This window comes from Desulfomonilia bacterium (assembly GCA_036567785.1).
Lineage (GTDB): Bacteria > Desulfobacterota > Desulfomonilia > UBA1062 > UBA1062 > DATCTV01.
Genome location: DATCTV010000004.1, coordinates 1 through 24,603 on the forward strand (window position 1 = coordinate 1; position 24,603 = coordinate 24,603).

Sequence of the window (24,603 nt, forward strand, 5' to 3'; positions counted from 1 at the left end):
CCCCGGCTTCTCTCTCCTTCAGTATCCGGATTATCTGCTCCTCTCCAAATCTCCCTCTCCTCATGGTACGATCCTCCTCTTACCTTTTTACCAGATCATACTCGCTTCAAATATGGCTTATTTTTCGGGGGGAAGGTCATGTAAAAGCGCGCAAATTCTTGCGAAGTGCTGTTCTTTTATTTGGTATCGATGGTGGAAAAGGATAATCTGGATATGGGATGTCTACACCATAATTATATGCATACTCATTAAGATGCTCGACAATTTTTGAGCCAGATAGTCCAGTATTTGTATCGCCGAGTATTTCACAAGCGTGATTAATGAATGATGTAGGTATCATTTATTGTCCTCTTCTCATTGCTAACGAAAGGCTGAGAATAAAGCGTAGCGATTGGCTGTATTGATTTTGTTAGGTGTTACCTTTTTCATCTCATGGGTTTCCCGCCAATTACAGCACCGCTTTTATAGACAATTTTACTTCTTCCTCTAACGTACAAGACAATGCCACTAATGGTGGTCTTGCCTGCATTTGCAACTACAGAAAAAACTTCTCCTTCAATTTCTATGATACCCCCATTGTTTTTAACTGTTCCATTTACGATGCCTGTAACAACTAACTTTCCATTTTTGTTTACTGTTATATCACCATTACAAGTACCGGAAAGATATAATGAGCCACCCTCAAGCAAATTCGCACCTTCTATAATTCCAGATTCTGTTTTATTTGATGAAACTTTAATAATTCCTTTTGAACCAGTATTTAGAGTAACTCCCGCACAGTCGCCATACGCTTTACCATTTACGATATTACATGCGGCGTAGGAGTAGACTGGTAATAAATAAAGAACTATTAGTGTGCATATTAATATTCGACTCATCTCTTTAAACAACTAACATGGATAAATTGTCCAATGCAAACAGAACCGCATTCTTCCCGAGTTTCAAACCTTTCTTTCGGAGAAGAACCTGGCGTCGGAAAAGAATGTTTTCTTTTATACAGCGAATTATAGTAATTTTTCTCAGCCGTTCAACTGGCTCAGCGTATCCCAGATCTGCATGTTGTTATCGAATATCTGCTGATATGCTGCGGACTTTTTCTGATAGTACGCCTTCATCTCAGGATTCGGATGATATACGGTTTTGATCTCGGGTTGTATGCAGGCCTCCTGATGATTCTTATATCTGCCCAGCCCAATGAGTGCATTCATCGCTCCGCCCCTGGCAGTGATCTCGTATGGTTTGGGCACCTTTACGGACAAGCCGGTAACATCTGCAAAAATCTGACCGAATATCTTGCTTTTTGCGCCGCCGCCTATGAGCCACATGGATTCGAAATTTGCGCTGCCTGGAATCAGCTTCATGTTCGAATGATACCTCATCACTATGCCTTCATATACTGCCCGCATTATATCTGCCTTTGTGTGCCAGTTCCTGATGCCGTAAAGGCAGCCGCTCGCAGAGCCGAAGAAGATATTCCCGAAAACGAAGGGATGAAAGAGTATGCCGGTCGTTTTCGTGTTCTCGATCATATCTTCGATATATTCGTAAACGGAAATTCCATTTCGGATGGCCAGCTCTTTTTCATACTCGCACAGGTTATTGATGATGATATCCAGGCAGCCTCCTGAATTGCCGTCACCGATCCCTGTAAGGAAATAGCCGGGAAACGTATGGTAATAGGCCATGAACATCCCTTCAAGGCTCGTAACCGGAACAACACTGAAACCCCATGTGCCAACCACTGTAACGAGTTCTTTCGAGTCCATCGAACCTATTCCGAATGGATACGCGGCAATATCATGCGCACCGCACATGACAGGCGTACCTTCCTTAAGGCCTGTCGCCCGCGCCGCTTCTTTTGTAACGCGGCCTACCACCTCATGAGAGGGGCGGATTTCAGGAAGTTTGTCTTTTATATCTTCAAGGCCCAGCAGCTCGAAAACGTCCTCTGCGTATGTATTTTTTCTCGGGTCCATAAGGCCTGCACCGCTTGCATCACTCGGGTCCGTACAGATGGTGCCGCTTAATTTGTAGCGGATCCAGTCCTTTGAAAAGAGGACTTTATCGATTGCCTTGAAATCATCAGGTGCATTCTCTTTGAACCAGGCGAGAAGCGTAACCGGGGAACCGACCACGAACGGGAATACGAGCTTTTCTATGGCCTGGGAGTAGCGGCCGTCCATCGTCCATTCGTCGTGTATGCCCTTTGCGCGGCTGTCCAGTGACAGTATGCCCATGCGGGACGGGTTTCCGTTTTTATCTATGGGCATCATGCCGTTACCCTGCCCCACTGCAAAAACGCCAATGACCTCTTCGGGAAGAATGCCTCCCTTGAATATACCCCTGATTGCGCTTGCCGTGTTTTCCCATATTATCTGCATATCCTGTTCCCACCAGCCCGGCCTTACGGAAACAGGCTTCTGGCTTGCGCAGGCTGATGTGAAGACTTCGTTTCCTTTTGTGTCGAACGCAACTGCCTTGACATTCGTGCTTCCGCGGTCAATGACAACAACATATTCTTTCATGATAACCTCGATTTTAGATTTTATTTTGCTTCTTTTCCGAGACTGAAGAGCATGATGTATTTTTTTGCAATGTTTGAGACTTCGGTCTTCGCCACATATATTAGCTCAGCAAAATGGAGCTTGTTTTCTCTGGCCTCAGCATGCGCCACACTTTTAGCAACTGCTGCCATTGAAATCTCGGTAAAGAGATTGATCTTGTTTATGCCGCTTTGAATGGCTCTCACGAAATCTTCTTCGGACACGCCGGAGCCTCCATGCATGACGAGCGGAATTGTGACACTATCTTTTATCGCCTTCAGACGTTCAATATCGAGTTTAGGTGTGCCTTTATAAACGCCGTGGACCGTACCGAAAGCTACGGCCAGTGCATCCACGCCGGTTGCTTCTGCAAAGGCCTTTGCGTCTTCAGGCCTTGTGTACATGCTTTCATCCACAACGCTGCCCTCAAAGCTGCCCTCACCGCCTGCGACATGGCCTATCTCGGCTTCAACACTTACGCCCGCCGCATGGGCGACTTCGACTATCTTTTTTGTGAGCGCGATATTCTCATCATTGGGGAGGTCGGACCCGTCAATCATAACCGAAGTGAACCCGCACCGGATCGCCTTCATGATGACATCAAGGCCTTTGCCGTGGTCAAGCTCGAGCGCAATGGGAACCTTAGCAATTTTCACCCTCTCAACAAGGAAGCGCATGAATATATCAGCATCAACCAGGAGAAGCCCTGCTTCAGGTAACATCAGAATCACGGGGCGGTTCAATTCCTCGGCCGCCATGATTACAGCCTCAGCCGAGGCATGATCAAGCGCATCAAAGGCAGGCACGGCATAACCGCCCTTATTTGCTGCATCCAGAATTTCCTTTAAGCTTGCAAGCGCCATATGATTATTCTTCTTTGCTTGTTTTATTTTATTATGCATATCAAAACCATTAAAAGCCATATCTTAAATGAATACACGGCTCTTTCCGATTTTATGAATATCGTAACATAGTCCGATTCATGCACAATATTGTATCGCTATTATTATCATAATTATCATTGAAGCGTAATATCCGTCAGTTAGACATTACATGAAATGGCATGATCCTTGCCACGCTTAAACTTTATGGAATACAGCAGAATGAGAGAAGATGATCCCAGCTCGATACTGACAGAAAAGGTCGATCAGAAAATTACCGGTCTGTTCGGAAGCATTAACGGCAGTTTATCAAAGGGCTGGTCTGTCATCGCCGTAGGAGGATACGGCAGAAAGGACATGTGCCCCTATTCGGATGTCGATATCCTTCTGCTTGCAGGTAAAAGTGGGATGAAAAAAGATGCCGACAGCCTGGTAAACGCTTTGATCTATCCGCTCTGGGACCTGGGGCTTAACGCAAGCTACAGTGTCCGTACAATAAAAGAAACGCTCGGTGACATGGAAAAGGATTTCTTTCTCAAGACCTCACTCCTGAACATGAGATTTGTCTGCGGGGATCAGACCCTCTTCAGGGAACTTTCCTCATCAATTGCAAAGAAAACTTCAAAGAGAAAATGGAAAACCTCATTCATTGCCGACCTTATACTTCATGACAGGAAAAGACATGAGCTCTTCGGTGACGATGCATATATCCTGGAACCGGATATAAAAGACGGCCATGGAGGTCTTCGCGATTTCCACAGCATCCTGTGGATGGTGGGAACAGTCCTCGAAGCAGCCGGCATGGATACTCTCGTTGAAAAAAGGATCATTTCATCAAAGGATTTGAGCGACCTGCTCGATGCCGCCGGCTTTTTACTGAAAACCAGATTTACCCTGCATGAAATTTCAGGAAGGAAACAGGATCATCTGGGTTTCGAATACCAGGAAAAACTTTCAAGAATCATGGGGCTTTCATTTTCCGAAATAGAAACTCCTGTTGAAGCATTTATGAAAAGATTTCATCGAAGCGCTTCAACGATTAAAACACTTGGAAGAAACCTTACGTTTTCGATAATGGATATGTTTTCCCTCATAAAAGACAGGTCTGACAAACCCCTCAGTTCCAATCTCACAATAAAATCCGGTATGGTTGCATTTTCAGAAGGCTTGCCCCTTCCACTCAAGCCCTCCATACTTATGGGGGCCTTTCTTGCATGTGCAAGGTCTGGTCTGGAACTCCATCCCTCGGCAAGAACGATTATCAGGAACAACCCGGACTTTGCCGTAACCAGCAGGTCATTTCTCCAGACAAAAAGCATATTCCTCAAGATATTGAATTCCGATTACCCTCAGTCCGGCCTGATTCCTATGCTCGAGACGGGTGTCCTTGAGCTCTTCATTCCCGAATTCACGAGGATCCGTTCAAAGATCCAGTTTGATGCCTATCATGTCAACACCGTGGACATGCACAGCATAAATACGTTAGCAGAGATCAAGCATCTCGAACGTCATAAAAACCCGGCCTTTTCAAAAATCGAAGATACCGATATGCTCATGCTTGCTGCCTTGCTCCATGACATTGGAAAGGGAAGCGGCGGCCGTCATGAGGCTACAGGAGCGGCCCTGGCATATGATATTGCATTGAGACTGGGATTCAAAACCGAATACGCTGAGACGATTTCATTCCTTATCAGAAACCATCTGCTCCTTCCGCATACCGCAACCAGGCGCGACATATCCGATGAAAAAACCGTTTTTAAATTCGCCAGAGCGGCAGGTTCTGTAGAAAACCTGTGCATGCTTTATCTGCTCAGCATCGCCGATTCCATTGCAACCGGTCCTGCAGCCTGGAATGACTGGAAGGGTGCACTTTTCAATGAACTCTACGTCAAGGCATTGTACTTTCTTGAAAAAGGGGAGCTTAAAAGCAGTGAAACCGTGCGCAGGCTGGATTCGGGATGGGAAGAGCTTCTAAGGATAGTTCCGGCTAAATATTCAGGAAGGCTGTGGGCGTTGCCCCAGCATTATCTCCTGCATTACGACACATCAGAAATAATAAGGCATCTGAAATTGTGTGAAGACATAACGAAAGGCAGCTCAATCAGGATTGAAGTGATTCACGAAGGAGGACGTGTCAGGCTTACGGTTGTCACAAAAGACAAACCCGGGCTCTTTGCCGAACTCTCCTGCATTATGGCATGCATGCACCTCGAAGTGCTTTCCGCCAAGGTCTTTACCTGGCACAACGGTATAGCTGTCGACACATTCGATGTAATACCCCCCTGGGAGGGTTATGACGACTGGGACAAATTTACCGGGCTTTTTATGAGTTTATCCACAGGACAAACAGATACCTTCACCGCAATATCACAAATACCGTCATTGCTGCATTCTCCAAATAAACCGAAACTCGCAGCCGAGTCTCTTATAAGCATAGACAATCAGTCATCAGATTTCTTCTCCATAATCGAAATCAAGGCAGAACGTGCCAGGGACCTTCTTTTCCTGATATCTCAAACGATAAGCACACACAACCTGTCCATACATCGTGCATTCATAACAACAGATGCGGACGTTTCAGCGATCATCTTTTATGTCGTGCTTAAGACAGGAGAAAAAATCGAGGACAGGGAATTGCAGTCAAATCTTATTAAAGCAATCGGTGAAGCCCTGAGATAAGTGTGGAAATAAACATTCTTATTAAAAATACCGGCGGTGGCTAAAACCATCGCCGGTATTTTCCAATACATTGTGTTCCGTGTTAATTTTTTCAGCTTATGAAAAGCATCTCCCAGTACTTGGGCATCGGCCAGAGTTCATCGTCTACATAATTTTCCAGTGTGTCGACCTTTTCCCTGATGTCATTCATTATCTCTTTAACTTCATCGCAGAAGTATGCTGCCTTCTTTTCTTCGGATGAAATCGCATTTGCTTTGGCGATCCTGTTCCTTAGTTCATTGCTAAGCGCCTGCGTATCGCCGATAAGCCCGCTTATTAGTTTTAAAAGCTCTTTCTGCGCCTTCAGATTTTTGCTGTCACCAACAACATCGATTACTGATTTTACGGACTCGGCAATCTTTTTCTGGTAGTTTATTGCCGCCGGGATAATCTGATTCTGAACCATATTGTTGAGCGTCACGGCCTCTATATCGATCTCCTTGATGTACTTTTCAAGGCGCACATGATATCGCGATTTAAGCTCAAGAGCTGAAAGAACTTTATACTTTTCGAATAGCTTTACGGCCTTGTCTGTCTTGAGGTCCTTCAATGCCTCACATGTAGTCTTCTTATTTGGCAGTCCTCTTCTTTCGGCTTCTGCTTCCCATTCCTTGGTATAGTTGTCGCCCATAAAGAGTATGGCTTTATTGGCTTTCACTTCTTCCCTGACTACATCCAGTGCCGCCTGATTGATGTTTTTCCCGTTTCTCTCTTTGATCTTTTTAGCCAGAATGTCGATGCTCTCTGCAACTATGGTATTGAGTATGGTTGCAGGGAATGAGATGGACTGCGAAGAGCCAACGGCCCTGAACTCAAATTTATTGCCGGTAAAAGCAAAAGGTGATGTCCTGTTCCTGTCCGTGCTGTCCTTGCTCAGATCCGGAAGTTTTGAAATGCCAAGGTCTATGATCGCCTCATCGGTAGCCTTCGTAATTTTCCCTTTTTCTATGTTGTCGAGTATCTGGGTAAGCTGCTCGCCGAGGAATATGGAGATGATCGCAGGAGGCGCTTCATTCGCTCCGAGCCTGTGGTCATTTCCTGCAGAAGCGACTGATGCCCTGAGCAGATCGGCATGCGTATTGACTGCCTTGATCGTGGCCATTAGAAATACCAGAAATTGAATATTGTCTTGAGGTGTTTTTCCTGGATTGAGCATATTATTGCCGAGATCGTCTGCAAGCGCCCAGTTAACGTGTTTGCCCGAGCCGTTTATTCCGGCGAAGGGCTTCTCATGAAGAAGGAGTTTCAACTTGTGCTTCGGGGCAATGCGTTTCATTGTCTCCATTACAAGCTGGTTATGGTCAGCAGCCAGGTTGGCTTCCTCGAAAATGGGGGCTATTTCAAACTGGCTCGGTGCAACTTCATTGTGTCTGGTTTTTGCCGGTATGCCGAGCTTATAGAGCTCTTCCTCGACATCATGCATATAGGACTGAATTCTTTCCTTGATGCTTCCGAAATACTGGTCTTCCAGCTGCTGTCCTTTCGGAGGCATCGCACCGATCAGGCTTCTGCCGCTCAGTACGAGGTCCTGCCTCTTGTAGAAATAGTCCTGGTCTATAAGGAAATATTCCTGCTCCGGTCCAAGAGTCGCAAAGACTTTCTTGGATTCATTGTTCCCGAGAAGACGCATCATCGCAATGGCACTTTTGTTTATTGCCTCTATTGAACGAAGGAGGGGTGTCTTCTTATCGAGCGCTTCACCCGTATATGATATGAAAATCGTAGGAATGCAAAGCGTGGTACCAAGACCGTTCTTGATTATGAAGGCAGGACTTGTCGGATCCCAGGCGGTATAGCCTCTGGCCTCAAACGTCGATCTTAATCCGCCGCTTGGAAAACTGGATGCATCAGGCTCACCCTGTATCAGCTGCTTTCCAGAAAACCTCTCTATCACATCACCCGAATCCGTAAATTCGATGAATGCATCATGCTTTTCCGCTGTGGTTCCCGTCATGGGCTGGAACCAGTGGCAATAGTGAGTTGCCCCCTTGCCGATAGCCCACTCCTTGATGGCGTGTGCGACCGAGTTTGCAGTATCCGCATCCATCTTTCGGCCTTCATGCATGATCTCCATCATGCGCTTGCAGACATTCTTGGGTAGCTTTTCCATCATTACCTTGGTACTGAAAATGTCTTCACCATAATAATTCGAAACAGGTATCGTTTTCTCTTTTTCAACGATGTAGTCTCTCTCGGATGCAGTGATAGGATTAATAACCTTCATTTTTTCCTCCAGCTATATTTGTTGTTCTGTAAAATCAGAGCACATGCTAAAAGCCATGCTTATTGGTTACTAGCAAATAAAATGCCAATTTTAATATTATTTAATATCTTGTAATTACAGGATATTCATCATCAAATTGATGCACCTGCTGTACATTATTGATTTATTGCCGATCATTGGTTCATTTTTGTATCATTGCCGTTTTTCAGATAAAATGAATTTCTTCTGGACATAAAAAATTGGACGGGGACAAGGACTTGCCCCCATCCAACACTCAACACCCTACATGGAGGTGAAAGGGTGTTAAAGCACCGGTAGATAGTTTTCTATTTCGAACCTGCTTACATGAGTTCTGAAGGCATCCCATTCCTTTTTCTTGTTTTCGATAAACTTGAAGAATATGTGATCACCCAGCGTCTCACGAACGAGAGAACTCATCATGGTATTCTGGACAGCTTCATAAAGGCTTCCGGGTAGTGACGCAATTCCAGCTTTCTCGCGTTCTTCTTCACTCATTTCAAATATATCTTCTTCAACGGGATCTGCCAGTCTGTATTTTCCTTCGATGCCTTTCATCCCTGCTGCGATCATTACAGCAAACGCAAGATACGGGTTGCATGCGGGATCTGGAGAGCGGAATTCCATCCTTGTCGCTTCTGCTTTTCCAGGTTTATACATGGGGACCCTTACCATTGCCGAACGGTTCATGCGTGCCCATGAAACGTAAACAGGCGCTTCATAGCCGGGTACAAGCCTCTTGTAAGAATTAACCCATTGGTTGCAAATCGCTGTTATCTCTGGCGCATGCGCAAGGATGCCTGCTATATAGTGTTTTGCCGTCATCGAAAGATGGTACTTGTCCTTTTCTTCGTAAAAGGCGTTCTTCCCTGATTTGAACAGCGACTGATGAACATGCATACCCGAGCCGTTTTCACCGAATAAGGGTTTAGGCATGAAGGTCGCATATATCCCGTGCTGCCTTGCAATCTCCTTCACGGTTGTCCTGTATGTCATGACCGCATCGGCCATTGCAAGGGCCTCATTGTATTTGAGATCTATCTCATGCTGTGACGGGGCAACCTCGTGGTGACTGTATTCAACCTGAATCCCCATCTTTTGCAGTGAAAATATCGTATCACGCCTGATGTTCGGTCCTTTGTCGATCGGAAGCCCGTCGAAATAACCGCCCCTGTCTAGAATTGCGGGTGCAGTTTCGTCCCTGAAATAGAAAAATTCAAGTTCTGGCCCCAAATAGGCGGTGTAACCCATATCCGATACCTTTTTGAGAACCCTTTTCAAGGCATATCTGGGACATCCATCATAAGGCGTTCCATCTGGATTAAGAATGTCACAGAACATTCGTGCAACCGGTCTGTCGCCCGGCCTCCATGGAACAAGCTGGAATGTTGACAGAACAGGTTTTGCTATCATATCGCTTTCATATATGCGTGCAAACCCTTCAATTGAGGAGCCGTCGAATCCCATCCCCTCGTCTATCCCCTCATCCAGTTCGGATGGAGTTATATTAAAGCACTTCAGCCTGCCTAATACATCTGTAAACCAGAACTGCACAAAACTGACATCATATTCGGTGACCGCGGCAAAGATATCTTCCTTTGTCCTGCATGCCAGCATGGTCTTTACTCCTCCTTTCATACTCCAAATCCACCCGGGATTTTTTTGAACTCTTTCCCGGAATATTTTAAAGCCAAAACTATGCCATCTCCTCACATGAATTGCCGAAACAGTTCTGAAATTGCCGGTTTTTTCATTAATACCGGTAAGTTAGGTTTGATTTTGCAGGATTGATTTGAGCTTTACAAAAGGCTATTCGGATACAGATTTGTTCACTTGACATATTTCGGCTCAAATTTGCACCTGATATGTCGGGATGCTACATTTGACTAAATTCCGCCGTACAACCGTTCAGTTCTTCTTGGATTTGAATCTGTCAGTATCAATTGCGTATTTCTGAGTCTTATATTGAATAATTCTTTTCGTCGAGCCAAGTATCTTTGCAGCCCTGCTCTGGTTGCCGCGCGCATCCTTCAATGCATCGGTAATTATGGATCGCTCATACGCATCAACCAGCGATGTAAGTGTGCCCTGCTTTCTTTTGCCCTGCTCCAGTGATGTCTTCATTTGAAGTGATGGCGGCAGGTGTATGCTGTCTATGGTGTCCCCTTTCGCAAGAAGAACCGCCCTCTCTATGCAGTTTTCGAGTTCGCGGACATTTCCCGGCCAATGGTATGCCAGCAGCAGATCTATTGCCGGAGTCGATATGCGCTTGAGATTTTTCCCGAGTTCGCTTGAGTATTTCTCGACGAAATAATCCGCCAGCAGTATTATATCGCTTCCTCGTTCCCTTAAAGGCGGCATGTAAATCGGAAACACGTTCAACCTGTAGTAAAGGTCAGTCCTGAATGACCCTGCTTCCACCTCTTCCTCAAGCTTCCTGTTGGTCGCCGCAATTATTCTTACATTTATTTTCTGAGGACGGGATGCCCCTACAGGTTGTATCTGCTTTTCCTGCAGCACCCTCAAAAGTTTTACCTGTGCCATCTGAGAGAGATCTCCGATTTCATCAAGGAAAATGGTACCGCCGTGAGCCTCCTCGAATTTTCCGCGTCTTTTTATGTGCGCGCCTGTAAACGCCCCCTTTTCATGTCCGAAAAGCTCACTCTCGATAAGGGTGTCCGGTATTGCAGCGCAGTTGACCTCAATAAAAGGCATGTCCTTCCTGGGACTTCCATAATGTATGGCTCTTGCAACGAGTTCCTTGCCAGTGCCGGTTTCTCCATGAATAAGCACAGTGGCGTTAGAATCCGCCACCTGGGATATAAGCGTGAATATCTCGCGTATTATTTTGGAATTGCCCTTGAGTTCGGGATAAGGGTGCTTCACGCGGTTGAGCATATCCTTGAGCCTTATGTTTTCATCCTCCAGTCGCCTCAAATGCACCGATTTCGAAATCAGGGAAGCGACTTCGGAAAGGAGCTGAATCTCGTAATCAAGAGTGAAAATCTGCTTGGCCACCTTATCAGCGGAAAGAACACCCACCGCTTTGCCGTCATAGATGATCGGAACGCAAAGAAAAGCAAGTTCCGACCTGTTCAGATCCCTTCTCGCGCCTGTACGATCTAGAAAAAGCTGCTCTGTGCCGAGGTTGGGAATTGCGATCGCCTTGCACGTGTGGGCCACCTGGCCCGTAACACCCTCCCCCGGGTTGAACCTGACGTCAAGCCCGCTGACATCAATCCCGTACGCCACATCAAGCATGGCTATGCCGGTTTCACGATCGAGTATCGAGATCATGCCGCGTTTCATGCCCGCTTTCTGGCTCAGTTCACCGAGTATCATCTCAAGAAGCTCTTTCAAGGGCAGCGGTTTGGATAGAACCTTTGCAATGCTGTTGAGCATTGACAAATCTTCGTAGGAATATGGCAACTGGTCTGTCATAGGTTGTTGAGATAGCACAATTTTGTGGCAAATGGAAGAAGGGTAGTGTTTATTGTACCCTTCTTAATTTTGCCATCCGCATATTCATCCTCCATCAGAGGCATTAATCTCATCAAGAAGGGATAAAAGCTCATTGTTGTCTGGGATGTCAGACATCGAATGGCCGTAGTGGACAAAACGGACCATCCCTTTCTTGTCGATTATCACCTGTGCAGGCATGCGGCCAAGCCTGAAGATTTTTACTTCCTGGCCGTATGTCTTTAATACCGTATGTTCAGGGTCCGGCAACCCGATAAAGGGGAGCGATTCCTTTTCCCAGTATCTTCTGAATGCCTGTGCATTTTCAGGTCCGGCGACAATTATTACCGCGTCCTTTCCTGTGAATTTGTCAAAATCCTGGCGCAACTGCGCCATGTGCCTCTGGCAGAATGGTCAGAAGAAGCCCCGGTTGAAGACAAGTATTACATTATTCCTGTTCCTATAATCTGATAGCTTTACCGCCTGGCCGGCGAAGTCGTTAAGCGCAATCTCGGGGGCATCCTGGAAAAGACTTATTTTACTCATCGGTACACCTCCTCTTTTAAGTAACTGCTCTTTATCTTATTTCGTCATCCGGCCGATAAATCTGTAGAATATATTGAACTCTCTAAAACATAAAAAAAGGAAACTGTTTTAAATGCCAAAGGAACACTTTTCAACAACGTCGGCCATACGGGTCATGAAGGAAAAGGGAATATCCTTTACCCTTCATCAGTACAGATATGAAGAGCACGGCGGTACGGAAGTTTCCGCTCGAGAGCTCGGTGTCGATGAACACATTATAATCAAGACGCTCGTCATGGAGGATGACAGAAAAGTGCCTTTTATCATACTCATGCACGGCGACAGGCATGTCTCTACAAAAAACATGGCAAGATATCTCGGTGCAAAATCGGTTCAGCCGTGCGATCCGAATATTGCCGAACGACATACCGGTTACAGGGTGGGAGGCACATCCCCCTTCGGTACAAGAAAACACCTGAAAATATTTATAGAGTCCACCATCCTCGACCTGCCCAGAATACTTATAAATGCAGGACAAAGAGGACTTCTGGCTGAGATGTCGCCTCTGGATATGGCAAAGGCTTTGAGCACGGAGGCCGTTAATGTTGCGATTGACTGATCTGCCGCATATTTCATAAACAGGAACCATTCATCAGTTAGCCTGCAAGATTAATTCCTGCAGTGTATGCCTTCTTCATAAGATCTGTATTCCCTTCTGCATATTTCATATCTCTTGCACCTGAGGCTACTATTCGTTCCTTAATATCAAAGCCTATAAAGCTTAGTATGCCTTCGGTCAGATTGAAGCAGTCTTTGAATATGGCGGGATCAGGCTGCCCCTGGGCATATACGGTCACGGTTTTCTTTTTGTTTAATTTGGTTTTAAAGTTGCCTCCCAGTTCAGAAGCCGGGTACAGGAAAGCAAATAACCGGTCAATTAAAGCCTTTGTCTGGCTCGTAACCTGGGCCATATAGACAGGGCTGCCGATCACTATCGCATCGGCATTGTAAATATCATCATAGATTCCTGTCATATCGTCTTGCTGAACGCATTTCCCTTCTTTTGTCTGACATTTCAAGCATCCCTGGCAGCCCCTTATATTGAGCTGGTTTATGTTATATATAATCGTTTCAGCACCGCTGTCATGTGCACCTCTGAGAACTTCTCCCACGAGTGAAGCGGTATTTCCAGATATCCTCGGACTTCCTATAAAACCAGCAACCTTCATCTTTGATCCTCCTGTATGGTTTTCTGCTTAATTTTATACAATATTCAGGAACCCCTGTTGAAGCTTGACAAGATCATCCTATAAGAATCCCTGCAACCCTTCTTCCCTGCTTTCTCCCGTATTTGTAACAAAAATAGCAGGCCTGTCGTCAAGCGGACAGTTCTTTTCGCATTTGCCGCATCCGATACATCTTCGGGTATCGACATGAGGAAGAAGAAGACTGACTTCCGCACCGCTCATGTCCTTGATTTTTGTTTCCTCGAGCCATATCGCCTTTTGAGGCACGATGCACATCTCTTCACAGACAATGCAGGGTTCCCCATCGGCCCAGGGCAGGCATCGCGAACGGTCAATCATTGCCTCTCCGATCTTGATGTTCATAAGTTTATCTTTCTTCATCTCAAGAATCGCCCCTGTAGGACACACCTGACCGCAAAGTGTGCAATACTCGCAAGAACCGATTAATGGAACCAGTCTGGGAGTCCAGATGCCTTGAAATCCGGCTTCGAGCAGTAATGGCTGAAGTCCGCCCGTAGGGCATACTTTCAGACACGCCCCGCATTTTATGCAGCGATTAGAAAAAACCGATTCTTTAACACTGCCCGGAGGCCTTATAAGTGACGGATCTTTAACGGCAGGCCTTTGTCTGAAAAACGGCACGGTGAAAATCCCTGCAACAAGGGAAAAAATAACCCCCCGGCGTTTGACATCCAGAGGTATATTTTTCATTATTATGCCATATTGCACAGCCTCATTCGGGCACGGATCGTCACAGTCCATGCACACCAGACACTCGGTCTTCATCCGGGCTCTTCCATTATCGATTACGGCACCGCCCTGGCATGGTTTTGAACAGGCGCCGCAAGATGCGCATCCTTCGGAGACCTTGATGCCAAAAGGTGCAAATCTTGACAGCAGTCCGAGTAAAGCCCCGAGAGGACATAAGTATCTGCACCAGAACCTTTTCTCGACAATATTCAACAGGAGTACGATAAAAAATATCCCTCCAATGAGCATGGATTGAGAGAAATGAACTTCGTTGAACGGCAGGACGGTTCCCCTGAGAGATGAATAAATCCTTCCGGAAATATCAGCCGCACCTTCCGGTGCATATTTCTCAATGAGGTCAAGAATAGACATGAATAATGAACTGATAAAGGGATAGACATTTACTGTAATCGATCTTGCAAAGAGCGATAACGGGTCAAGAATCCCTGCCAGCTGAATGCCTGAAAATGCTGCTGCAATAATAAAGAACAATATGTAGTATTTTAGCCTGTAGAGTTTTCCCGGCCCGGTCTTTTTTGACCTGCTGAATGTTGAAATGGCATTATTCAATGTCCCTAGCGGACAGATCCAGCCGCAAAAAACACGCCCGAAAACAAGAGTCAGTACGATTGTTGCGAGTGACAGGAAGAGAGCTGCGGGGACTGCATGCGAGGAGATCATTGTTGTAATCAGCAAAAGCGGGTCGAAATCGAGGAACAGCCTTATGGGATAACCCATGGACTCGCTGCCCTTGTTCTCGGTCTGAACGAAAAGGAACAGGAAAACCAACAGGAAAGCGGCCTGGCATATCTTCCTAAGCCGCTTTGTTGTTATCAGAGAGTTCCAGGGTTTCATCATCTCTACACTTGCATCTTTTTAATATTAAGGTTTTCAATATCCATTCTTCCGATACGTACGGCATCGCCAAGCTTCACATAATCGAGATCGGCCCCTTTCATACCGAAGAGAGTTGCGCCATAAGAATCAATCGCCACCATATCCGTACCTGCAACAACAGTATCGAGTTTCCTGACATCCTTGAGATTGCCTCCTGTCGGACCGTTTGCCGTAAGTATCCGGACTGCATCAAGGATTGTAAGCGCCGGCCTCATGAACCTGGCCATATCCACAAGATTCTCACCCATTTTTCTGTGAAGCTTCCCTCTGCGGCCTCCCATGACGCCCATCATGTTTTTCATTGAGAGAGTAAGTCTCGATATCCCGTGGTCTTTTGCAACAGGCACATTTATAATTTTGTCAGCATCAAGAGCATCCTTGTATATAGGCCATTTTTTAAGTGCAGTTCCTTTTATATCCACTTCGATATATTTCCTGTCCTCCATGTAAATGACTTCTGCACCGCATCTCTTTGCTTCGGCGGCTATGCCGCTTGCCGTATAACAATTTATGGCGTTATCGCATGTATTATCAAAAACCTTGACTCTGCCGGCACCTGCATCGAGACACATTCTTACAACGGCCCCTACAACAAACGGATTCGTATTTGCAGCAAATTCAGGGGCCCTGTTCCATCCTATGTTAGGCTTTACCACAACAATATCCCCCCTGGATACGAACCGCTTCATCCCTCCCAGGGCATTGACTGCCGATAGTGTAATTCTTGCAGGATCATGCCCTTTTACAACTGCGATGTCAGGATACTGGGACTGAGCTGCAGCTAGATTTCTCAATCCCGGGTAAATTAATGTTGCTGCACCTGATATCACTGCGGTCTTGATAAATTCCCTTCTGTTCATTGTTCCTCCGTAATCACCCTTAATAAGAAATCACCGTTGATGATAAGGCTGATTTGTAATATATATTGTTTTACATTGAAATACAGTATGAGGACAACTTCTATGAAGAACTGCTTGCTGATTTTTGCCGTGGTTTTAGTTGTAGCAGCCTGCAAGCCAGATATAACAGGCACATCACCAGGTGACGGTGCAACAAATGTCAAGGGACACTCCCAGATAACCGCTGATTTCAGCACATCGATCGACCCGTCGAGCCTGCAGTTTTCAATTACCAGCAATGGAATCCCGGTATCAGGGGTTGTGACAGTCGAAAAAAATCCTTTATCAGGCGATGATGTAGCTGTTTTTACACCGGATAAAAATTCCATGTTTACAGCTGGCAAAACCTATACCGCCACAATCAAAGCCGGTGTTGCAAATGCGGACGGTGGTAGCAGGATGAAAAGAGATTTTTCCTGGAGTTTTACAATCGAAACCATACCGCCCGTTCTCGAATCAATTACACCTGATAATGATCAGAGCGTTTATGAAGGTTCACCTGAAATCACCTTAAAATTCAATGAAAGCATAGGTGAAATATCATTTAATGTCAGCCAAGAGCATACTCCCCCTGTTTTTTCGGAAGACCGTAAAAAGGTTACAATCAGGCTTAACAACATCAATGCCGGGCAGTCATGCCGTCTGGTGTTGTATGGTTTTTCGGATACCGCCGGCAACTACACCGAACTGAACAGGGTTGTTGAATTCAGCGCCGTTAAACCTCAATAACATAATCTCTTATCTTTCTTTAAAACAATATGTTGGGAGATTTCTTGCATTTCTCTCAATTTATCTGCTAGGAAGAGTCCTCACCAACAACTGCAAAAGGATAAGTTTATGCGCCAGCACATCAGGAATGACAGCATCAGGAATATTGCGATTATTGCTCATGTTGACCACGGTAAGACCACACTCGTGGATGCCATGTTCAAGCAGAGCGGGGTTTTCCGTTCAGGGCAGGACATTGAGACCAGGGTCATGGACAGGATGGACCTTGAACGGGAGCGCGGCATTACCATAGCTGCAAAGAACTGTTCGGTTTCCTGGAATAACGTAAAAATAAATATTATCGACACCCCCGGCCATGCGGATTTCGGAGGAGAGGTCGAACGCGCACTCTCCATGGCCGACGGTGCGATACTGCTTGTAGACGCTGCGGAAGGGCCTCTTCCTCAGACGCGGTTCGTCCTCAAAAAGGCTATGGAAGCCGGTCACTCGATGGTAATAGTCATCAACAAGATTGACCGAAAGGATGCCAGACCTGCCGAGGTACTGAACGAAATATACGATCTTTTCATAGACCTGGGCGCTGATGAAGAACTTCTCGAATTTCCTGTTCTATATGCAGTGGGACGCGACGGTATTGCCAAAAAGACACTCCAGGAGGAAGCAACCGACCTCAAGGCCCTTTTCGAGACAATCGTCAACGATCTTCCCGGACCATCCTACAGCCCTTCGGAGCCTTTTCAGATGCTTGTGGCCGACCTTGACTATTCGGATTATATCGGAAGGCTTGCGGTCGGACGCATATTCAACGGCAGTGTCAGCTCCCAGGACTCCCTCGTATGCATAAACGAGAACAACGAACATGTAATGCTTCGCGTAACCAAACTCCAGGGTTACCAGGGCATTGCCTTAAGAGAGATCGAAAGCGCAGAACCGGGCGATATTGTCGTAATATCAGGAATCGAGAATGTTAAGATAGGAGATACCATCTGCACGGCGGACAACCCCAAGGCGCTTAAGCGGATTACAGTGGACGCACCTACGGTGTCAATGCGTATAACTGCAAACAATTCACCCCTTGCCGGCCAGGAAGGGCCTCATGTCCAATCCACTCGAATCCATGAAAGACTCAATAAGGAAACTCTCAGGAACGTTGCGATTAAGATGGAAATCGCCCCTGATAAGGACGCCTTCATAATAAAGGGACGGGGGGAATTCCAGCTGGCGATCCTGATAGAAACAATGCGGCGGGAAGGTTTTGAATTATGCGTAGGAAGGCCCGAAGTAATACTCGAGCACAAGGACGGCAGGATACTCGAACCTATTGAGCATCTGTTTATAGACTGTGAGGAAAGCTTTCTTGGTATCGTTACACAGAAGATATCACAGAGGAAGGGCCGTATGCTTAATCTCGTCAATCACGGCAGCGGCAGGGTCAGAGTCGAGTTCAGCGTTCCATCACGTGGCCTTATCGGTTTCAGGGATGAATTCCTTACCGACACGAAGGGCACAGGCATAATGAATTCCTACCTGCTTGCATACGAAGAATACAGGGGTGATTTCCCATACAGATTTACAGGATCAATTGTTTCAGACAGACGAGGCGAAGCGGTAGCCTATGCGCTTTTCAACCTCGAACCGAGAGGCCGCCTTTTCATAACACCCGGGGAACCTGTTTACGAAGGCATGATTATAGGTGAACACAACCGGGAAAACGACATCGATGTAAACCCGACAAAGATGAAAAAACTATCCAATATGCGCGCAGCAGGCAGGGATGACAATATTCTGCTCTCGCCGGTTACACCGCTGACTCTGGAAAAGGCGCTTCAGTTTATCAGGGATGACGAGATGGTGGAGGTGACTCCCAAGTCGATCAGGCTTAGAAAAACGGAACTCTCGGCCCAGAAACGACACACCACGACAGTTGCAAAGAAAAAGGTAATGTCGTCATGAAATGTTTTCCTGCTTGAATAATCCGAGGCAAATCCTATAAACATACTTCATGGGTAAATCCTCTTTCTTTATGGAAGGTAAATACGGCCCGATCTTGAGACCTGTAATAAGGAGGCTGTTCGCTCCAGTAATACTTCAGGATGAATTCCGCGAACCTGTATCCAGGCTTTCAGAAAAAGGGCATCTTGTCTTTGTTATGGCCAGGACAAGCGTAATGGATTCCATGCTTCTGATACAGAAGCACAAGGCGGACGGTCTGCCTGTGCCCAAAATGATTTTCGGGAAAAGCTTTACCCTTTTCCAGCCTGCATGGAAACTGGCTGGCATCATAAAAAACCGGATTACAAAAAACAACCCTGTAAAAAGCGGAGAGATGAAGGCAAACATAGAGCTTGATAATTCGGCATCGCTTCTTTTTCTTGACAATACAAAACTGCCGGGCGGTTTTGACCCTGTTATCGAATTGCTCAGAATCCAGCCTGAAATAGAAAAACCGATTTTCCTCGTCCCATTGAGATGTGTATATTCAAGGTTTCCTCTGAAGATGTCAAAAGATCAAAAAGAAGAGGAAACGTCCATGAGAGGTTTCAGCAAGTTCTGGACACTGTGGTGGAGAACAGAAGAAGAAAGCCATATCGAATATGGCGAGCCAATCGATATCAGAGATTTTTCCGGAAAATTTTCAGAGAGCAGCTTTATTGAAGACACCGCCGAAAAGATCAAAAACGAACTCAGGCATAGAATCGCCCAGCTGGGAAGAAATATTTCAAGCGCACCTATCAAAAAGAAAGAGTGGATAATAAACGCCACTCTCAAGGATCCGAAACTGGCGGAATTTATCGGGGACATATCAAATCCTGATAATCTGAAAAAATTTGAGACCTCAAAGAAGTACCTCGAACAGATAGCATCTGATATGGACCCGTCCTATCTCAAGGTCTTCGCCAGGGTGTTCACATGGATAGTCAACAATATATATAATGGCCTGGATGTCGATATGAACAGCCTCAAGAAGGTCAAGGAATGGGCCCGCAAGGGACCCATTGTCTATGTCCCGTGCCATAAAAGCCACATGGATTATATGATACTTTCTTATATACTTTATCAGAACTGGATGGGCGTACCTTTCATAGCCGCAGGCGCCAACCTGTCATTCTTTCCGCTCGGCATAATCTTCCGCAGGAGCGGGGCATTTTTCCTGAAAAGGACTTTCAAGGGAAACAAACTTTACAGCCAGACCTTTGCGGCATACTTAAGGACACTCCTTTTCGAAAAGATACCGATTGAATTTTTTATTGAAGGCACCCGGAGCAGATCAGGCAAACTGGCCCTGCCCAAGCTCGGGCTTCTCTCGATGCTGGTCGATGCATGGAAGGAAGGAACAACTAAAAAAGACATCATCTTTGTGCCTGTTTACATTGGTTATGACCTCGTTGTTGAAGAAGATGCATATGCGATGGAAATGAAGGGCGGCAAAAAGGAAAAAGAAAATCTGAGCCAGCTCATAAAGGCAGGCAGAATATTGAAACGCAGATACGGCAGAGTTTATGTACGTTTTTCCGAACCCTTTTCGCTTAAAGATTTTGCCAAAAGTAATGATGCAATACAGAAATCCGGTTCAGACAATGACACCATAACACGAGAGCTTGCCTGGGAAATACTGGGGGCAATAAACAATAAAACAGTGGGAACTTCCACTTCTGTCATGGCTGCAGCGCTAATGAGCAGAAAAGGTGCCATCGATGAAACCGATGCGATAAATCTTTTCAACATCTACACCGATTATCTTAAATATTTCAAATATGACATGTCGGATTCATTGAAAGACAAAGGAAGGGCATTCTCCGAGGCATCAGCACTTCTTCAGGGCAGAGGACTTGTCTCGATTGAGAAAAATGAGGATGAGCCGGCAATCTATGAGGTGGACAACGAAAGCAGGATACATATGGCATACTATAAAAACAACATTATCAACTGCCTTGTCCCTCTTGCAATTATTTCCAATATCATACTCAAACTTTCAGGCATCCCCAAAAAAACCCTGGAGGAAGAATACAACCGGATTAAGAACCTTTTCTCAAAAGAATTTTCCATTAAAAAGGACGCCTTCGAAAATACCATTGACTATATGGTTGAAAAGAAAATGCTCAGAAAGCACTGGGGCAATATCTCTTTTGAAAAAGACATGGCTCAACTTCTTTCTGATTTTTCAGGCCTCATCACTGACTATCTTGAATCATACCTGGTTGTATTCACTGGCATTAAAAAACTTTCGGGCGCAAAGGATATTTTCAAGGCATTTGAGTCCAGGGCTGAAATAATGCTCAAAAAGGATGAAATAGGAAGGCCTGAAGCGCTTTGTGTTCCCAACTTCAAAGGCGCCGTGGAGTATCTGAAGACCCTAGATTATATCGACAAGGACAATAAGATAAAGAATGAAAAAGGAATCAGCAGGCTTGCTGATGAGACAACAGGATTCCTTGAAAAATAAGGGTTGCCGCATTTTTTTCGTGATGAATTGCCGGTTTATCTGTTGCGTTTTCAAAGGAACAGATGAAATCCGGGTCGGTATCCAGAACTAAGAGGCTCTCAAGACACAACCATTTTGTAAGGATAATAAAGGATATGTGGAATAACGCTTTTTTTCAGGGAATAGAGTTCTGCATGGCTTGACAAGCACAATTTCCTGAACACGTGATTATTGATTTTTTATATCCGGTTTTGTTGCATTTGGTTTGTCCGGCATTATATTTTCCTTGATTTAATTTCTATGCAGGGAGGATATGATGTACGTAAGAAAAGCCACATTCTTAACTATCATTATAACCTGCGCGTGTCTGATTGCCGTTATTTATATATCATCCAACCTTATACTTTTTAGAAACATGGCAAATCTTGAGAGTAAATATGCTGAAAACAATGTAAGAAGGGCCATTCTCGTTCTGAATCAGAAGATTAGCACCCTCGATAAGAGTGCCATAGACTGGGCAAACTGGGATGATACCTATAATTATCTCAAAGGAAAATATCCTGATTTTGTAAAAGAGAACTTGATGGATAATACTTTCTCGGGTCTGGGAATCAACCTGATAATGATACTTGACAATAAAGGGAACATAAAAGTCTCCAAATTGTACGATTTAAAACTCAACAAGGAGATACCCGTTGATAAATCTATCAACGATTTCATCAAGTCAAATTTCAACCCTCCGGCTAAATTTAATAACGGTAATGTAAAGTCAGGACTGATGATTATTTCAGGAAGGCTGGTGATAATCTCAACAAAACCCGTACTTACATCTCTCGTCAAAGGACCTGCTGCAGGAACTTTGATTATGGGAGAATTCATGGACAAGACAGATATGGAAGGCATCTCACTTGCAACTCAGCTTTCCATCGAAATTTTTAAGAGTTCGGATAAGCCCTTGCCGGAGGATGTTGAAAGCAGAATTGCATCACTGAACGAAGACGGTAATATAGTTACATCCAAGCTCGGCAAAAATTTCATTACAGGATATACCCTGATTAAGGATATATCGGGCAAACCATCATTGATCCTTAAGGTTACAATGCCCAGCGGTACATATTATCAAGCCAGGAAAGCGATTTTCTATTTCAATATCGGAATAATGATAACAGGCATAATTTGTGCGCTGATTATCATCTTTTTTCTTGAGAGAAAATTCCTATCGAGACTTGATAAGATAATGAAAGGCATAATACGAATATCTGAAACCGGGAGTCTGAAAAGTAGAATATCTCTTAAAGGGAATGATGAACTTGCAAGGCTTGCCGAGATATTTAATTCAATGATGATATCACTGGAAACATCGAAAAAAACACTTGAAGAAAGCGAAGAGAAATACAGAAATCTTGTCGAATTTGCAAGTGATGGAATAATTATCAATCAGGATCAGACTATAAAATATGCCAATCCGCGAATGTCAGAAATTTCGGGCTATTCATTGGATGAAATCCTTGAATCCAACTACATTGATTTTATTCACCCGGATGATATTGTTAAAACCAGGGAACAGTATTCAACACGGTTGAATGTCGGTGATACAAGCAGCATCCTTGAAACATCCATCAGGCATAAGAACGGATACAAAATACCTGTCGAGGCCACTGCCAGGATAACTATATACAATGGCAAACCTGCCGGAATAGTTATTATCAGAGACATCTCAGATAAGAAGAGGGCCCAGGAAATGCTGGCCTCTGAAAAAGAACGACTTCTTGTTACTTTGAGATCTATCGGGGACGGCGTTATTACCACAGACATAAATATGAAAATCAAGATTATGAACAGAATCGCAGAGAAGCTTACCGGATGGAAGCAGGATGAAGCCTTTGACCGGAATCTTTTCGAAGTTTTTCCTTTAATCAAGGAAAAGACAAGAGAACGATGCGATCAGCCGTTGAGCAAGATTATAATGAAAGGAATTATTATCGAACTTGTCAGTCAGACCATCCTGGTATCAAGAGACGGGACAGAATATTTTGTTGCAGTAACAGGCGCGCCGATTCGGACAAAAGAAGGAGAATCTCTTGGTCTGGTAGTTGTATTCAGGGATATAACAGAACGTCGAAAGATCGAGGAAGAACTCTCCAAGATTCAGAGATTCGATACCATGGGCATACTGGTCAGCGGAATAGTACATGATTTCAGCAATATCCTTACATGCATAATCGGAAATATCGCTCTTGCAAAAGAATACAGTTCGACCAACGATAAACTTCTGGAATGTATAAATGAGACAGAAAAGGCATCAATCAAGGCAAAGGAACTTATCAGGCAACTGCAGGCTCTTTTCAGAAGCAGCTATCCGGAAAAAGTCAGGATGTCTGTTATGAAAATTATCAGGGATTCTACAGCTTTTGTTCTCAGGGGTTCCAATGTGAAATATACCATTAATTTTGCCCCGGACCTCTGGCTCGCCGATATAGACCCCGGACAGATATCTCAGGTTATATATAACATCGTACTCAATGCAAAGCAGGCAATGCCTGAAGGCGGAATACTCACCATATCCGCAGAAAATACTGAGATCGGCGAAGAACGTAATCTTCCACTGGCTAATGGCAACTATATAAAAATAAAGATCAGTGATACCGGAGTGGGTATTCCGGAAGAAATAATCACAAGAATATTCGACCCCTTCTTTACAACCAATCTTTCGGGGTCCGGTCTCGGACTGGACAGTGTAAAATCAATCATATCCAAACACCAGGGACTGGTAACAGTCGATTCGAAACCTGGTTCCTATACAACATTTGAAATATTTCTACCTGCATCCAGAGATCAGTCAATAAAACAGAAGGATTCAAACAGGGATATTTATCATGAACTCGGCAAGATTCTAATAATGTCCGAAAATAATGAGGAATGCTCGATCCTGGATGATATTCTTACCATGCTCGGATATGAAACAATAATTGCATCGAATTCCAATGAGGCTTCCAGTTTGTTTTCAGAATCAAAGAAACAGGGCAAAGCCCCTGAAATTGTAATCGTTGATATGAGTGAAGACATTAATCATTGGGAACCAGCTTTAAGTTATTTTAAAGAGATCAGTGCCGATATAAAGACAATAGCATTGATAGACAATAACACTTTAGCTTTCAGGGAAAAGCTCTCGAGATTTGATTTTAATGATTTTGTTTTGAAACCCTTGAAAGTTCAATATTTGAATGAATCACTGATGCGCATGTTTGCTGGGAGTATTGAATGACAAATATTAAATATATGAGTTATTC

General features: G+C 44.8%; 16 protein-coding genes and 1 pseudogene. 6 read left to right on the top strand and 11 right to left on the bottom strand.

Annotation, left to right across the window (positions count from 1 at the left end):
* Positions 1 to 425 precede the first annotated feature (425 nt).
* The 3 genes from VIS94_00935 to VIS94_00945 all read right to left on the bottom strand — a co-directional run bounded on the left by VIS94_00935 (position 426) and on the right by VIS94_00945 (position 3,406).
* Positions 426 to 890 (bottom strand): hypothetical protein, encoded by a 465-nt coding sequence (locus VIS94_00935; protein ID HEY9159638.1) that lies wholly within the window; start codon positions 888 to 890, stop codon positions 426 to 428.
* Positions 891 to 1,019: 129 nt separating this feature from the next.
* The gene (locus VIS94_00940; protein ID HEY9159639.1) at positions 1,020 to 2,525 is read right to left on the bottom strand and encodes an FGGY-family carbohydrate kinase; all 1,506 of its coding nucleotides are present in this window, start codon (positions 2,523 to 2,525) and stop codon (positions 1,020 to 1,022) included.
* A 20-nt stretch (positions 2,526 to 2,545) separates the two neighbouring features.
* Positions 2,546 to 3,406 carry a class II fructose-bisphosphate aldolase gene (locus tag VIS94_00945; GenBank protein HEY9159640.1) on the bottom strand — a complete coding sequence of 287 codons (861 nt, stop codon included), beginning with the start codon at positions 3,404 to 3,406 and terminating at the stop codon, positions 2,546 to 2,548.
* Positions 3,407 to 3,646: 240 nt separating this feature from the next.
* Between VIS94_00945 and glnD the strand changes: the two genes are divergently transcribed.
* Entirely contained in the window at positions 3,647 to 6,103 is a 2,457-nt protein-coding gene (glnD, locus tag VIS94_00950; GenBank protein HEY9159641.1) for a [protein-PII] uridylyltransferase, read from the top strand.
* A gap of 91 nt (positions 6,104 to 6,194) precedes the next feature.
* Here glnD and VIS94_00955 read toward each other — a convergent pair whose 3' ends face one another.
* From VIS94_00955 to VIS94_00975, 5 genes and pseudogenes are all read right to left on the bottom strand, one after another.
* Positions 6,195 to 8,366 (bottom strand): glutamine synthetase III, encoded by a 2,172-nt coding sequence (locus VIS94_00955; protein ID HEY9159642.1) that lies wholly within the window; start codon positions 8,364 to 8,366, stop codon positions 6,195 to 6,197.
* Between the two features lie 303 nt (positions 8,367 to 8,669).
* A complete protein-coding gene (locus VIS94_00960) occupies positions 8,670 to 10,022 on the bottom strand; it encodes a glutamine synthetase family protein (protein ID HEY9159643.1) in 1,353 nt (450 codons plus the stop codon).
* Positions 10,023 to 10,292: 270 nt separating this feature from the next.
* On the bottom strand, positions 10,293 to 11,786 hold the full coding sequence (locus VIS94_00965) for a sigma 54-interacting transcriptional regulator (protein ID HEY9159644.1): 1,494 nt from the start codon (positions 11,784 to 11,786) through the stop codon (positions 10,293 to 10,295).
* Positions 11,787 to 11,909: 123 nt separating this feature from the next.
* Positions 11,910 to 12,245 (bottom strand): annotated as a pseudogene (locus VIS94_00970) (redoxin domain-containing protein).
* Positions 12,246 to 12,257: 12 nt separating this feature from the next.
* Positions 12,258 to 12,389, bottom strand: a complete 132-nt coding sequence (locus VIS94_00975) for a hypothetical protein (protein ID HEY9159645.1) — start codon at positions 12,387 to 12,389, stop codon at positions 12,258 to 12,260.
* A 112-nt stretch (positions 12,390 to 12,501) separates the two neighbouring features.
* Between VIS94_00975 and ybaK the strand changes: the two genes are divergently transcribed.
* Complete coding sequence (gene ybaK / locus VIS94_00980) at positions 12,502 to 12,987, top strand: Cys-tRNA(Pro) deacylase (protein ID HEY9159646.1); 486 nt, start codon at positions 12,502 to 12,504, stop codon at positions 12,985 to 12,987.
* A 37-nt stretch (positions 12,988 to 13,024) separates the two neighbouring features.
* Here ybaK and VIS94_00985 read toward each other — a convergent pair whose 3' ends face one another.
* The 3 genes from VIS94_00985 to VIS94_00995 all read right to left on the bottom strand — a co-directional run bounded on the left by VIS94_00985 (position 13,025) and on the right by VIS94_00995 (position 16,122).
* A complete protein-coding gene (locus VIS94_00985; protein ID HEY9159647.1) occupies positions 13,025 to 13,597 on the bottom strand; it encodes a flavodoxin family protein in 573 nt (190 codons plus the stop codon).
* 78 nt (positions 13,598 to 13,675) lie between these two features.
* Complete coding sequence (locus VIS94_00990; protein HEY9159648.1) at positions 13,676 to 15,223, bottom strand: 4Fe-4S binding protein; 1,548 nt, start codon at positions 15,221 to 15,223, stop codon at positions 13,676 to 13,678.
* 2 nt (positions 15,224 to 15,225) lie between these two features.
* Positions 15,226 to 16,122, bottom strand: a complete 897-nt coding sequence (locus VIS94_00995; GenBank protein HEY9159649.1) for a DUF362 domain-containing protein — start codon at positions 16,120 to 16,122, stop codon at positions 15,226 to 15,228.
* A gap of 102 nt (positions 16,123 to 16,224) precedes the next feature.
* Here VIS94_00995 and VIS94_01000 point away from each other — a divergent pair, with 102 nt between their 5' ends.
* From VIS94_01000 to VIS94_01015, 4 genes are all read left to right on the top strand, one after another.
* Entirely contained in the window at positions 16,225 to 16,890 is a 666-nt protein-coding gene (locus tag VIS94_01000) for an Ig-like domain-containing protein (GenBank protein ID HEY9159650.1), read from the top strand.
* Positions 16,891 to 16,998: 108 nt separating this feature from the next.
* Entirely contained in the window at positions 16,999 to 18,843 is a 1,845-nt protein-coding gene (gene typA / locus VIS94_01005) for a translational GTPase TypA (protein HEY9159651.1), read from the top strand.
* Positions 18,844 to 18,913: 70 nt separating this feature from the next.
* Positions 18,914 to 21,334 carry a 1-acyl-sn-glycerol-3-phosphate acyltransferase gene (locus VIS94_01010; GenBank protein HEY9159652.1) on the top strand — a complete coding sequence of 807 codons (2,421 nt, stop codon included), beginning with the start codon at positions 18,914 to 18,916 and terminating at the stop codon, positions 21,332 to 21,334.
* A 295-nt stretch (positions 21,335 to 21,629) separates the two neighbouring features.
* Entirely contained in the window at positions 21,630 to 24,578 is a 2,949-nt protein-coding gene (locus VIS94_01015; GenBank protein ID HEY9159653.1) for a PAS domain S-box protein, read from the top strand.
* Positions 24,579 to 24,603 lie beyond the last annotated feature (25 nt).